A 13,869-nucleotide genomic window follows, 5' to 3' on the forward strand; every position below is an offset into this window, starting at 1 on the left:
CTCTGATTCAACGGGGTCCCGGGACATCCCGAAAGTCAGCGCTCCGCCGCCCACGAATGTGCAAATCATCCTAAAACGATGGCGCCCTGGTGCATTTTGCACCTTGTCGCGCATTGTTGGCCGTCCTATTCTGGTCACTTGATCAAGTCATAAGATCAGTCTCTACAACACAATAATCAGGAGGCGAGATGTCCTCTCACACTGCTCTTCCGGTTGAGCCGCTCGATATTTTGATCATTGGGGCCGGTGTGTCTGGCATTGGCGCGGCGGCCTACCTGCGACGCAATCAACCGAACAAGACCTTTGCCATTCTCGAGTCCCGCGAGCGCATGGGGGGTACCTGGGACCTGTTCCGTTACCCCGGCATCCGCTCCGACTCGGACCTGTACACCTTCGGCTTCGACTTCAAGCCTTGGACCAAGGCCAAGTCGCTGGCGGACGCCGCGGATATTCTCGAGTACCTGGGCGAAGCCATCGACGAGCACCAGTTGGCCCCCTTCATCCAGTACCAGCAGAAAGTCGTCTCGGCCAACTGGCAAAGTGAAAAGGGCCTGTGGGCGGTGCGCATCGAAGAGGGTCAAACGGCGCAGGTGCGCACCCTCGAGTGCCGCTGGCTGTTCAGCGCAGGTGGCTACTACCGCTACGACCAAGGTTTCACCCCTCGCTTCGAGGGCTCGGAACAGTTCAAAGGCCAGATCATCCATCCGCAACACTGGCCGGAAAACCTCGACTACAGCGGCAAGCGCGTCGTGGTCATCGGCAGTGGCGCAACTGCGGTAACCCTGATTCCGGCCATGGCCGACAAGGTCGCCAGCATCACCATGCTGCAGCGCACGCCCTCATACATCATCAACCAGCCGGCCAATGATGGGGTGGCAGCGTTCCTGCGCAAGATCCTGCCCGCGCAAACCGCCTATTCCCTGACGCGCTACAAGAACGCCAAGATCACCCTGGCTTTCTGGGGCTTCTGCCAGCGCTTCCCCAAGCTTTCAAAAAAACTGCTGCTGTGGCTGACCCGCAAGGAGCTGCCAAAAGACTACCCGGTCGACGAGCATTTCAACCCGCCCTACAACCCTTGGGACCAGCGCCTGTGCTCGGTGCCCGAAGGCGATCTGTTCAAAGCCATCAGCGCGGGCAAAGCCGATATCGTCACCGATCATATTGAGCGGTTCACCGAGTTCGGTGTATTGCTCAAGTCAGGCAAGATGCTCAAGGCCGACATCATCGTCACCGCCACGGGGCTGAACGTGCAACTTTTCGGTGGCATCAGCCTGCACAAGGACGGCAAGCCGGTGGTGTTGAGCGAGACCCTGGCCTACAAAGGCATGATGCTTTCCGGCGTACCCAATTTCGCGTTCGCAGTGGGCTACACCAACTCGTCCTGGACCCTGAAAGTCTGCCTGCTGTGCGACCACTTCTGCCGCTTGCTGGGTTTGATGGAGCGCGAAGGCTACAACGTCTGCGAACCCCGGGCGCCGGATGGCATCGAAACCCGCCCCTTGCTCGACTTTGGTGCCGGGTACGTGCAGCGCGCGTTGGACAGCATGCCGCGCCAGGGCCCGTGCGAACCCTGGGTGATGTCGATGGATTACTTCCGGGACGTCAAACTGCTGCGCCGCGGCACAGTGGCCGACAAGTGCCTGAAGTTCACTGCAGTACCCAATGCGCACTCGCACGCCGATGTTCAATTGCAGCAGCAAGGTAGCCGCCGATGAGCACCGACCGCTTCTGCGAGCTGGCGGGCACGCGCAAGCTCTGCTATCGCAGCCATGGCGACGAAACCGCCCCGGCAGTCGTGCTCATCGTCGGCCTCGGGCTGCAGCTGACCTACTGGCCACAACCGCTTATCGACGGGCTGGTCGCGCTAGGCTTGCGGGTCATCACGCTGGACAACCGTGACGCGGGCCGCTCGTTCTTCACGGATGTGGTGCCCCCCACGAGCCTGCAGCAGTTCCTGCGCAAGCGCACACCCGGCTATGACCTGGGTGATATGGCCAACGACGTGATCGGGCTTATGGACAGCTTGAAGCTGGAAACGGCACATGTGGTGGGGATGTCGATGGGCGGCATGATCGCCCAGACCCTCGCTGCACGTTACCCCGAACGCGTCCGCACCCTGACCTCGATCTTCTCTACCACGGGTTCGCTGCGTGTCGGCCAGCCGGCGCTCAAAGCCCTGCTCCAGCTCCTGCGCCGCCCACCGCGCAACCAGCACGAAAGCGTTCGCGACTACCTGGACATCATGGGGCTGATCGGTTCGCGGCTGGAGTGGAACGAGCCGGCCTTGCGTGACTATGCCACGCAGGCCTGGCCGCGCGGTGGCGGTGAGGCCAGCAATCTCGGCACCGCCAGGCAGATCGGCGCGATCATCAACTCCGGTGACCGTACCCAGGAGTTGCAGCGGATTCGCTGCCCCACGCTGGTCATTCATGGCGACAAAGACCTCATGGTCGCCACCAACGGCGGGTTTGCCACGGCGTCAGCGATCCGCGGCGCCAACCTGGTGCTGCTGCCCGGGATGGGGCATGACTTGCCGACGTGCCTGTCGGGCACGCTGCTGTCCCTGCTGACGGGACACATGCGATAGCACAGATTTTCTTTTAGGGGCCCGTCGCTTGGTCGCCCCTCTTTTTATTCCGCTGGACCCTTTTCGCAACTGGTTTACGCAAGACCCAAAACAACAACATTCCGGCCCGTGCCTAACCGCCAGGCCCACATTACACGCCCGAGCCGTTAAACACGGCCAGGCGCGGATGCTCCTCCACTGCCCTTTCGACAATGACAACAATTTGAGCAAGAGGTACGTATGGAATTCAAGTTTTTACTCCCCAGCAAAATCGTGATGGAACCGGGCCTGCGCGAGCGCACCGGTGAACACCTGCGGCAACTCGGCCTGGCCCGCGTGTTGATCGTGACCGATGCCGGGGTCAAGGCCGCAGGCCTGCTGGACAGCGTCTACGCCAGCCTCGACAGGGCCGGCATCGCCTACGAGGAAGTGGCGGACATCAAGGCCAACCCGCGCAGCGAAGACATCAACCACACCGCCCAGCGCTATCGGGGCACGGGTATCGACGGCCTGCTGGCCGTGGGAGGCGGCAGCGCGATGGATGCGGCCAAGGCCATCAGCCTGCTGCTCACCCACGACGGCCGTATCGAAGACTACGAAGGGTCGTTCACCCTCACCCATGCCATCGCGCCTATCGTCGCCATTCCCACCACGGCCGGCACCGGTAGCGAGGTGACCTGCTTCTCGGTGATCACCGACACCGCCCGCCACTTCAAGATGAACGTGCTGGATTACCGCATCGGCCCGGTACTGGCCCTGCTCGATTCCCACATCACCGACACGCTGCCATCGTCGATTGCCGCCGCGACCGGCATGGATGCCCTGACCCATGCCATCGAAGCCTACACCTGCCGCGTGGCCAACCCGATCAGCGACGGCTTGGCGCTGCATGCCATCCGCCTGATCAGCCAGCACCTCAAGGCGGCCGTGCAGGAGCCCGACAACCAGGCGGCCCGGGAGCAGATGCTGGTGGCCAGCCTGATCGCCGGCATGGCCTTCGGCAACGCCGACGTCGGCAGCGTGCACTGCATTTCCGAAGCCATCGGCGGCATGTACGACACGCCCCACGGTGTGGGCAACGCGATCTTCCTGCCCTTCGTGTTCGGCCACAACCGTGATGCCGATATCGTCCGCCATGCCCAGGTCGCCTACGCATTGGGGGTCGACCCCAGGCTGTCGCCGGTCGACGCTGCCGAGGCCGCTGTGGCCCATCTGTTCAAGATGAGCAAGGAGCTGGGCATCCCCCGATTCGCTGAGGTCAAGGGCGTGCGCGAGGACGACTTCCTGACCATCGCCGAAAAGTCCAAGCAAAACTTCTCGGATGCCAGCAATGCCAAGGCGATGTCCGTAGCGGCCTACCACGACATCATCACCACCGCTTACCACTCCGTCGCGTAAGGGGGCACCGTCATGAGTCAGTCAACCTCCGGCGCCTCGTTGAGGCGCACCCTGGGGCCGTTTTCCGTGCTGCTTTTCGGCCTGGCATTCCTGGCCCCGCTGATTGTCTTCGGCACCTACGGCGTGATCACGCAGGCCAGCGGCAACACCACGGCAATGGCCTACCTGATTGCAGCCACCGGCGTGGTGTTCACGGCCTTGAGCTATGGCCGACTGGTCAGGGTGTTCCCGGTGGCAGGTTCGGCCTACACCTACACCCGCAAGATGCTCAATGCCAACCTCGGTTTCATGGTGGGCTGGGCCGCCCTGCTCGACTACTTCTTCATCCCGATGCTGATCTGGCTGCTCGGCGCCAGCTACCTCAACATGGCGTTCCCTGAGGTGCCCCAGTGGGTGTGGATCACCGGCTTCATCGTCTCCACCTCGCTGCTCAATGTGCTCGGCATCCAGGTGGCCAACCGCTTCAACGTGCTGTTGATGGTGGTGCAACTGGTCATCATCGTCGTGTTCATCGGCCTGTGCGCGCACTACATCGTAGCTGCCAACGGCCCTGGCGGGCTGCTGTCGGCCAAGCCGTTCTTCAACCAGGACGTGCCCTTCGCCACCAGCATGGCCGGCGCCGCCATTGCCGCGTACTCGTTCCTGGGCTTTGACGCGCTGTCCACCCTGAGCGAGGAAACCCGCGACCCTGGCCGCACGCTACCGCGCGCCATCCTGCTGGTTGCCTTGATCGGCGGCTCGGTCTACGTCGGTTCCTCGTACTTCATGTACCTGGCGCACCCCTCCCCCACGTTCGAACGGGTGGACGGGGCCGCCTTCGAGATTGCCCGGATGATCGGCGGCGACCTGTTCTTCGCCGTGGTCCTGGCCGGGATCATCGTCGCCCACTTCGCGGCGGGAATGTCGTTCCAGGCCAGCGTGGGCCGGCTGCTCTACGCCCTTGGCCGGGACAACCAACTGCCCCGCCGGTTGTTCGGCGCGCTGCACCCTCGCTACAAGACCCCGGCATTCAACATCCTGCTGTGCGGTGTGTTCGGCACCGCCGGTTTTGGCCTGACGATCGCCACCGCGACCTCCCTGGTCAACTTCGGCGCGTTTCTCGCCTTCACTGCCGTCAACCTGTGCGCCTTGCGGCTCACCTTCGATGCGCGCGTCAAGGACGGGGCCGGGTTGCTGCGCGGCGTGGCGTTCCCGCTCATCGGCCTGGTCACGGCCGGGTGGATGCTGGCCAGCCTGGACAAAGACGCGCTGATCATGGGCAGTTGCTGGCTCGGCCTCGGGCTGGTCTACCTCGCCTGCCGCACCAGCCTGTTCCGTAACCCGGTCCCCGACGCCCTGGCGTAGCGCCCCTCCTTTCCATCGAACCCTCTGACGACAATCCCAAGGCAGGCCACAGGCCTTGCCGTTCAAACACGAGAATCGACATGCAAACAAAGCTCCTGATCAATGGCGCCCTGGTGGCCGGCGAAGGCGACGAGCTGGCGGTATACAACCCGTCCCTGGGCAGCGTCCTGGTAAGACCCACGAGGCCAGCCGTGCCCAGGTGAATGCCGCGGTGCAGTGCGCGGATGCGGCCTTCGAAGCCTGGTCGCAAACACCACCCAAGGACCGTGCGGCACTGCTGCTCAAACTTGCTGATAGCATCGACGCCCAGGCACCGGTGTTCGCCCGCCTGGAAGCAGATAACTGCGGCAAACCCTTCACGGCCGTGCTACAGGACGAACTGCCCGCCGTCTCGGACGTGTTCCGCTTTTTTGCCGGCGCCGTTCGCTGCCTGCAAGGCTCGGCGGCGGGCGAGTACATCCCGGGGCACACCTCGATGATCCGCCGCGACGCGATCGGTGTCGTCGCTTCCATCGCGCCGTGGAACTATCCGTTGCTGATGGCGGCATGGAAGCTCGGCCCGGCCTTGGCCGGCGGCAACACCGTGGTCCTGAAACCCTCCGAGCACACCCCGATGAGCACCTTGAAACTGGGGGAGCTGCTCGCCGACATCTTCCCCGCCGGTGTGGTCAACATCGTCCATGGCCGCGGCGCCACGGTAGGTGAACCGCTGACCAGCCACGCCCAGGTGCGCATGGTGTCGCTGACCGGCTCCGTGCGTACCGGCAGCCGCATCATCGAAGGCACGGCCGACAGCGTGAAACGGATGCACATGGAGCTCGGTGGCAAGGCACCGGTGATTATCTTCGACGATGCCGACATCGATGCCGCCGTCGAGGGCATCCGCGCCTTCGGCTTCTACAACGCCGGCCAGGACTGTACCGCCGCGTGTCGCCTCTATGTGCAGAAGGAGGTCTACCCGGAATTCGTTCGCAAGCTTGGCCACGCCGTGTCCAGCATCAAATGCGGGTTGCAGGATGACCCGGCAACCGAAATGGGCCCGCTGATCACCCAAGAGCATCTGCAGCGTGTCGAGGGCTTCGTGAACCGTGCCCGGGAGCTGCCCCATATCGAGGTCGTCACCGGCGGCAAGCGCGCCTCAGGGGGCGGGTTCTTCTTCGAGCCCACGGTCCTGGCCGGCACCCGCCAGGAAGACGAGGTGGTGTGCCGTGAAATCTTCGGGCCGGTGGTTACGGTCTCTTCCTTCGAGGACGAGGCCCAGGTACTGGCGTGGGCCAATGAGTCGGACTACGGCCTGGCCTCTTCGGTGTGGACCGCCGACGTGGGGCGGGCACATCGCCTGGCCGCCCGCCTGCAATACGGCTGCACCTGGGTCAACACCCACTTCATGCTGGTGAGCGAAATGCCCCATGGCGGCGTGAAGCTGTCGGGGTACGGCAAGGACCTGTCCATGTACGGCCTGGAAGACTACACCGTGGTCCGCCACGTGATGTTCAAGCACTGACGCCCCACGACACCCCATCATTGCCAGAGGTTATGCATGAACAACATCGAAACGTTCGAAAGGCTCGAGTCCAATGTGCGGATGTACTGCCGCGACTTGCCGCTGGTGTTCGATACCGCCCAGGGCAGCAAGATCCGCGGCGAAGATGGCCGCGAGTACCTGGACTTCTTCGCCGGCGCAGGCGCCCTGAACTATGGCCACAACGACCCGCGCATGCGCGATGCCTTGATCGCCTACCTGTCGGCCAACGGCGTGACCCACGCCCTCGATCTGCACACCTCCACCAAGCGCCAGTTCCTGGAGTCGATCGAACGTGACCTGTTCCAGCCACGCGGCTGGGACTACAAAGTGCAGTTCACCGGCCCGACCGGCGCCGACGCTGTCGAGGCGGCATTGAAGCTGGCGCGCAAGGTGACGGGGCGCACCAAGGTCGTCTCCTTCTACGGGGCCTACCACGGCATGACGGCCGGCGCCCTGGCGGTCACCGGCAACCGGACCCGCCGAGGCCCCGGGCTGTCCAACGACGTGGTGTTCGTACCGTACGAAGACAGCCCTTACGGTGAGTTCGACAGCATTGGTTTCCTTGAGCGCCTGGCCAACGACCAGGGCAGCGGATCGGAACTGCCGGCCGCCGTGATCGTCGAGTCGGTGCAGATCCAGGCCGGTGTCTACCCGGCTTCCAACCTGTGGTTGCAGCGCTTGCGCCAATGGACCCGCGATCACGGCGTCGTGCTCATCTGCGACGAGATCCAGGCCGGCTGTGGCCGCACGGGCGATTTCTTCGGTTTCGAGCGCTCCGGGATCGTGCCGGACCTGATCACCTGCGCGAAATCCATCGGCGGCTTTGGCCTGCCGATGGCGATCGTGTTGATCCGCGCCGGGCTGGATGCCTGGGAACCAGGCGATCACATCGGCACCTTCCGCGGCAACCAGCTGGCCTTCCTGACCGCGCAGATCGCGCTCGGCTATTGGCGCGACGAGCAGTTCTTGAAGCTGCTGGCCGACAACAGCGCGGCCATGACCCGTGCGGTTGCCGGTTTCGCAGAGATCCCGGGCGTGGCGTCCGCACGCTCGCGCGGCATGATCGCCGGCATCGATTTCGGCCGCGGCAACGTGGCCTTGGCCAAAGATGCCCAGCAGCGCGTACTGCAAGCGGGCGTACTGGTCGACCGCTGCGGACCGAACGGCGAAATCATCAAGCTGATGCCACCGTTGAATACCCCGACCGACCAACTGGAGGAAGGCCTGAAAGCCTTTGGTGAATCGGTCGCGGCAGCGCTGCGCCAGTAAATGCAGGGGCCTGCTGTGCGGCCTGTATCGATGCAGGTGCCGCACGCAGGCCCATCGTATGCAACGGCGTGCGGGTCTTCGACCCGGTGTGCAAGGTTGTGCAGCGCGCGGCGGCGATGGGCTACGGCGACCAGGACATCGTGGCCACTACCAAGTCATGCGCCCGTGAACAGGAGCCAGGGCAAGGGGATACCAAGCAGGGAACGCGGCCGCAGGCACTCATCCGCCAGCGGCCGTTTTAAGTCAATGATCGACTGCACCGCTGGCACCGAGGCCGGTCTGGCCCCGTACGAACTGGTCGGCGAAAGCCGCCCTTTCCGCCTTGGCCCGTGCCGTCCGGTCCAGCCGGGAAACTGCGTAAGCCAGCAAAAACGCCAGCGGCATGGAGAACAGCGCAGGCTGTGTATAGGGGAACAGCGGCTCGGCGAAGTTCAACACATCCACCCACACCAGCTTGGAAAACACCACGAAGCCCATGGCACTGAGCAACCCGACGTAGCCACCGGCCAACGCACCACGGGTAGTCAGCCCCGACCAGAACATCGACAGGAACAGCACCGGGAAGTTGGCCGAAGCGGCAATACCAAAGGCCAGCGCAACCATGAACGCCACGTTGATGTTTTCGAATACCATACCCAAGGCTACCGCCACCAACCCAAGGCCCAGGGTAGCCAGCTTGGTCACCCGCAGTTCCTGCCGCTCGCTGGCCGCGCCTTTCATGATCACCCGCGCATACAGGTCATGGGCGATGGCGGACGCCCCGGCCAGGGCCAGGCCTGAAACCACGGCCAAAATGGTGGCGAAGGTCACTGCAGACAAGAAACCCAGCAGCAGGTTGCCGCCAACGGCCTGGGCCAGGTGCATGACCACCATGTTGCCCCCGCCCAGCAACTTGCCACCCACCTCCCCGCCCTCGAAGAATTGCGGCTGCTGACTGACGATCACGATCGACGCCAGGCCCAGCAGGAAAATGACGTTGAAGAAGTAGCCGATGAACCCGGTGGCATAGAGCACCGACTTGCGCGCCTCCCGGGCATCGCTGACAGTGAAGAAGCGCATCAGGATATGCGGTAGCCCGGCGGTGCCGAACACCAGCCCCAGGCTCAGCGACAGCGCGGTCAATGGGTCGGCCAACAGGCTGCCGGGCGCCAGCAGGCGTTCGCCCAGGGCATGGGTGTCCATGGCCTTGCTGACCAGTGTGTCATAGCTGAAGTCGAACTCGCGCATCGCCAGGAACAGCACCAGCGACCCGCCGACCAACAGCAGGAACGCCTTGATGATCTGCACCCAGGTGGTGGCCACCATGCCGCCGAAGGTCACATACAGCATCATCAGCGCACCGACGATCACCAAGGCGATGTGGTAGTCCAGGCCGAACAGCAGCCTGATCAACTGCCCAGCCCCGACCATCTGCGCCACCAGATAGAAACACACCACGGTCAGCGAGCCGATAGCGGCCATGGTGCGCACCTTGCCTTGGTTGAGGCGGTACGAGGTGATGTCGGCGAAGGTGAAGCGGCCAAGGTTGCGCAGTCGCTCGGTCATCAACAGCAGCAACACCGGCCAGCCTGCGAAGAAGGCGATGAGGTAAATGTAACCATCCATGCCGGAGGTGTAGATGAGCGCGGTGATCCCCAGCAGCGTCGAGGCGGACATATAGTCACCGGCCAGCGCCAGGCCATTCTGCCAGCCCAGTATGCCGCCACCGGCGCTGTAGAAGTCCGCCGTCGAGCGGGTGCGCCGCGCTGCCCACCAGGTGATGCACAGCGTGAACAACACGAACACCATGAACATGCCTATGGCATGCAGATTGAGCGGCTGACGCTGGCCCGCGTCGAGCGCAGGTGAAGCCAGCGACAGGCCCGAGTGCAGCAACAAAGCCAGAGGCAGTAGTTTCTTCATGCGCCCTGCTCCCCTTCCAGTCCGGCGACCAGCGCCTGCGTCAGGCGATCGAACTCGCCATTGGCCCGGTACACATAGAACGCCGACAACGCGCAGAAGAACACGAACAGGAAGGCGCCGGCCGCGACGCCGAAAGTCATGTTCGACCCCTCGGTCAGCCGCCTGGCGATCAGCTCGGGCCAGAGCGACACCAACGCGATGTAGCCATAGAACGTGGTCAGGATCAGCAGGAACAGGCTCAGGGTGAAGCGGTTTCTGCGCGCCACCAGTTGCTGGAACTGGGCACTGGCGCGAACACGCGCATATAACAGGCTGGACATGAGACACCTCGGTCAATGTACTTGTTGTTATGGGATGTGCAGGTGTTACAGCTCGATCAGTGCTCGGCGTCGGCGGTCGGCGCCTCCTGTTGCCGGGCCCACTCACGCAGGACGAACTTCTGGATCTTGCCGGTGGCGGTCTTGGGCAGTTCCGTGAGCGACACATGTCGCGGAGCCTTGAAATGCGCCAGACGTTCACGGCACCAGCGGATCAGGTCGCCTTCCGTGACCGTGGCGAGCCCATTCGAGCGCAGGGTGACAAACGCATGGGGTGTCTCGCCCCAGCGCGAATCCGGGCGCGCCACCACTGCGGCCTCGACCACCTCAGGGTGCTGGTACAGCACTTCTTCGATCTCCAGCGAGCTGATGTTCTCGCCGCCGGAAATGATGATGTCCTTGGACCGGTCCTTGATTTCCACATAGCCGTCCGGGTGCAGCACGGCCAGGTCGCCCGTGTGCAGCCAGCCATTGGCCAATGCGGCCCGGGTGGCCTCTGGATTGTGCAGGTAACCTTTCATCACGGTGTTGCCGCGCACCACCAGCTCGCCAAGGGTAAGGCCGTCGGCCGGGACCGGACGGCCGGTGTCGGTATCCAGCACCGTAGCCTCTTCAAGCATCGGGTGGGCGACGCCCTGGCGGCTCATGAACCGGGCGCGAGCCTTCAGAGGCAATTCGTCGACGCCCGGCTGCCACAGGCACAGGGTGCTGGGGCCGTAGCTTTCGGTCATGCCGTAGGCATGGGTGATGCTGAAGCCGCGTGCTTCCATCGCCGCGATCACCGCGCTGGGTGGCGCGGCGCCGCCGGTGATCACCGATACCGGCCCGCTCGGCGCGCCAGCGTGCTGGGCATGGATCAGCATCGACATCACCACCGGCGCGGCGCTCAAATGGGTCACACCATGCACGGCGATCGCGGTGTGGATCGCTTCGGGCTGGACCTTGCGCAGGCACACATGGGTGCCCCCGGACAAGGTCACCGCCCAGGTGTGGCTCCAACCGTTGCAGTGGAACATCGGCAAGGTCCACAGGTAGACGCTGCGCGGCCCCAGCTGGAAGATCAGCGCCCCGGCGCAGGCATTGAGGTAGGCGCCACGGTGATGCAGCACCACGCCCTTGGGGTCGCCGGTGGTGCCAGAGGTATAGTTGATGGCGATCGATTGCCATTCATTCTGCGGCGCGCTCAGCGGCCTGGCCGGATCGCCCTGGGCCAGGAATGCCTCGTACTCCAGGTCATCGGCCAGCTCGCCCGGCTCGGACGCGTCATCGTCGATGGCTACCAGCAATGGAGGCGTGTCGAGCATGGCCAGTGCCTGTTGCACCACCGCGCCAAACTCACGATCGCAGATCAGCACCTTGGCCGCGCAATGACGCAGGATGAAAGCGATGCTGCGCGCCTCCAGGCGGATATTGATGCACACCAGCACGGCGCCCGCACCGGGCACGCCATAGTGCGCCTCGAGCATTTCAGGGATGTTCGGCGCGAGTATCGCCACCCGCTCGCCCGGCTGCACGCCGACCCGCTCCAGCGCACTGGCCAGGGCACGGCTGCGCTTATGCAGCTGCTGGTAGCTGTAGCGCCGCTCGCCGTACACCACGGCATCACGCTGCGGGTACACCTGGGCGGCGCGTTTGAGGAACGACAACGGTGAAAGGGGCACATGGTTGGCTTCGTTGGGGGCAAGCTCATGCTCGAAGGTTGGGTGAATCATCACTGACACCCCATCGACAGGTTATCCAGGCATTGAAGGTACATACACATCTCCTGCTTATTGTTGTTCTCGCATCAGGGTTGTGGCCGGGTCAGATCACAGGCTGCTGCACAGGTGCCCGCCATCGACCACGATTTCGGTGCCGCTCATGGCCCGCCCGGCGTCGCTGGCCAGCAACAGCAAGGCGCCGTCCAGGTCCTGTGGCTGGCTGAAGCGCCGACTGGGGATACGCGAGCGCAGCTTCTCTCCGGCCTCGCCGGCCAGGAAGGCATCATTGAGCTCGGTCATCACGTAGCCCGGCGCCAAGGCGTTCACCCGGATGCCATGGCGCGCCAGTTCCAGGGCCATGGCGCGAGTCAGGTGGGCAAGCCCGGCCTTGGCCGCCAGATAGGGGCCGACGGCGCCAGCCACGCGGCTGGCGAGGATCGAGGTCACATTGATCAGGCTGCCGCCCTGCCCCGCGGCGACCATCCGCCGGGCGCACTCCTGGGCCACAGTCCAGGCGCCCTTGAGGTTGGTGTCGAGCACCCGGTCCCAGCTCTGGTCGTCGCAGGCCAGCAGCGACTGGCTGTCGCTCACCCCGGCGTTGTTGACCAGCACATCCAGCGGGCCGGCGGCATCGAGCACCCGGCATACATCGTCGCGGCAGGTCACATCCAGGGCCAGGGCCCGCGCGCGACCACCGGCCAGCTCGATAGACTCGACCAGGCTCTGCAGCGGCCCCAGGCGCCTGGCCGTCACCACCACCTCGGCACCGGCCGCCGCCAGGGTAGTGGCGAAATGTCGGCCAAGGCCGCTGGAGGCGCCGGTCACCAGGGCGCGCCGCCCATCAAGGGCGAACAGTCGGGCAACAGTCGGCTGCATCAGTGGGCTCCCGGGCGCTGGTCGAGGAGTTTCTTCGCCAGGCTCATGCGGTGCACTTCGCTTGGGCCGTCGTAGATGCGGAACGGGCGAATGTCGCGGAAGATCCGCTCCACCACGGTCTCCCCGGTCACGCCACGCCCGCCCAGCACCTGCACGCAGCGATCGACCACCCGCCACAGCGCCTCGGCGCTGATCACCTTGGCCATGCTCGAATCGACATTGGCGCGCTGGCCTTGGTCGAGCACCCAGGCGCAGTGCCAGACCGCCAGGCGCACCACATGCAGGTCCATCATGTTGTCGGCCAGCATGAAGCCTACGCCCTGATGCTCACCCAGCGGCTTGCCGAACGCATCGCGGGTGCGTGCGTAGTCACAGGCGATGTCATGGGCCCGTCGCGCGGCACCGAGCCAGCGCATGCAGTGGGTCAGGCGCGCCGGGGCCAGGCGTACCTGGGCATAGCGGAAGCCCTTGCCGATCTCGCCCAGCACATCGCTGGCCGGTACCCGCAGGTTGTCGAAACGCAGTTGCCCGTGGCCGCCGGTGAAGCAGCTGTCCAGGGTATCCAGCTGGCGCTCGTGGATGATCCCTTCGCGCTGCATGTCGGACAGGAACATGGTCGCCGAGCCATCCTCCATGCGCGCCATGATGATCGCGAACCCGGCGCCGTCGGCCCCGGTGATTAACCACTTGCGGCCGTTGATAAGGTAATCGTCGCCATCGCGGGTGGCGGTGGTGCGCAGCATCGACGGATCTGACCCCGAGCCCGGCGCCGGTTCGGTCATGGCGAAGCACGAGCGCATGTGCCCCTGGACCAAGGGCCGCAGCCAGCGGTCCTTTTGCGCTTCGGTGGCCACCACGTCCATCAGGTGGATGTTGCCTTCGTCCGGGGCATGGATGTTCAGCGCCACCGGGCCCAGGGGCGAGTAGCCGGCCTCTTCGAAGACGATGGCCTTGGCTGCATGGCTCAGGCCC

10 protein-coding genes and 1 pseudogene are annotated in these 13,869 nt (G+C 64.4%); 6 read left to right on the plus strand and 5 right to left on the minus strand.

Features of this window, described 5'->3' with window-relative positions:
* The first annotated feature begins 188 nt into the window (after positions 1-188).
* The 6 genes and pseudogenes from HP546_RS15490 (at position 189) to HP546_RS15515 (ending at position 8,102) form a co-directional block, all read left to right on the plus strand.
* Positions 189-1,715 (plus strand): NAD(P)/FAD-dependent oxidoreductase, encoded by a 1,527-nt coding sequence (locus HP546_RS15490; RefSeq protein ID WP_172227090.1) that lies wholly within the window; start codon positions 189-191, stop codon positions 1,713-1,715.
* Entirely contained in the window at positions 1,712-2,587 is an 876-nt protein-coding gene (locus tag HP546_RS15495; protein ID WP_172227093.1) for an alpha/beta fold hydrolase, read from the plus strand. Before HP546_RS15490 ends, HP546_RS15495 begins: the two co-directional genes overlap by 4 nt.
* A gap of 219 nt (positions 2,588-2,806) precedes the next feature.
* Entirely contained in the window at positions 2,807-3,964 is a 1,158-nt protein-coding gene (locus tag HP546_RS15500; RefSeq protein WP_172227096.1) for an iron-containing alcohol dehydrogenase, read from the plus strand.
* 12 nt (positions 3,965-3,976) lie between these two features.
* Positions 3,977-5,308 carry an APC family permease gene (locus HP546_RS15505; RefSeq protein WP_172227099.1) on the plus strand — a complete coding sequence of 444 codons (1,332 nt, stop codon included), beginning with the start codon at positions 3,977-3,979 and terminating at the stop codon, positions 5,306-5,308.
* A gap of 80 nt (positions 5,309-5,388) precedes the next feature.
* Positions 5,389-6,812, plus strand: a pseudogene (locus HP546_RS15510) (gamma-aminobutyraldehyde dehydrogenase).
* Between the two features lie 36 nt (positions 6,813-6,848).
* Complete coding sequence (locus HP546_RS15515; protein ID WP_172227102.1) at positions 6,849-8,102, plus strand: aspartate aminotransferase family protein; 1,254 nt, start codon at positions 6,849-6,851, stop codon at positions 8,100-8,102.
* 243 nt (positions 8,103-8,345) lie between these two features.
* Here HP546_RS15515 and HP546_RS15520 read toward each other — a convergent pair whose 3' ends face one another.
* The 5 genes from HP546_RS15520 to HP546_RS15540 all read right to left on the minus strand — a co-directional run.
* Complete coding sequence (locus HP546_RS15520; protein ID WP_172227104.1) at positions 8,346-10,004, minus strand: cation acetate symporter; 1,659 nt, start codon at positions 10,002-10,004, stop codon at positions 8,346-8,348.
* Positions 10,001-10,324 (minus strand): DUF485 domain-containing protein, encoded by a 324-nt coding sequence (locus HP546_RS15525; protein WP_172227107.1) that lies wholly within the window; start codon positions 10,322-10,324, stop codon positions 10,001-10,003. Before HP546_RS15525 ends, HP546_RS15520 begins: the two co-directional genes overlap by 4 nt.
* A 56-nt stretch (positions 10,325-10,380) precedes the next feature.
* Positions 10,381-12,033, minus strand: coding sequence for an acyl-CoA synthetase (locus HP546_RS15530; RefSeq protein ID WP_218584531.1), 1,653 nt, complete (start codon positions 12,031-12,033; stop codon positions 10,381-10,383).
* Positions 12,034-12,129: 96 nt separating this feature from the next.
* The gene (locus HP546_RS15535; protein WP_172227110.1) at positions 12,130-12,897 is read right to left on the minus strand and encodes an SDR family NAD(P)-dependent oxidoreductase; all 768 of its coding nucleotides are present in this window, start codon (positions 12,895-12,897) and stop codon (positions 12,130-12,132) included.
* The coding region (locus HP546_RS15540) for an acyl-CoA dehydrogenase family protein (RefSeq protein ID WP_172227114.1) at positions 12,897-13,869 on the minus strand (973 nt) is incomplete at its 5' end. The genes HP546_RS15540 and HP546_RS15535, both read right to left, overlap by 1 nt.

The organism is Pseudomonas sp. CM25 (genome assembly GCF_013179705.1).
Taxonomy (GTDB): Bacteria; Pseudomonadota; Gammaproteobacteria; order Pseudomonadales; family Pseudomonadaceae; genus Aquipseudomonas.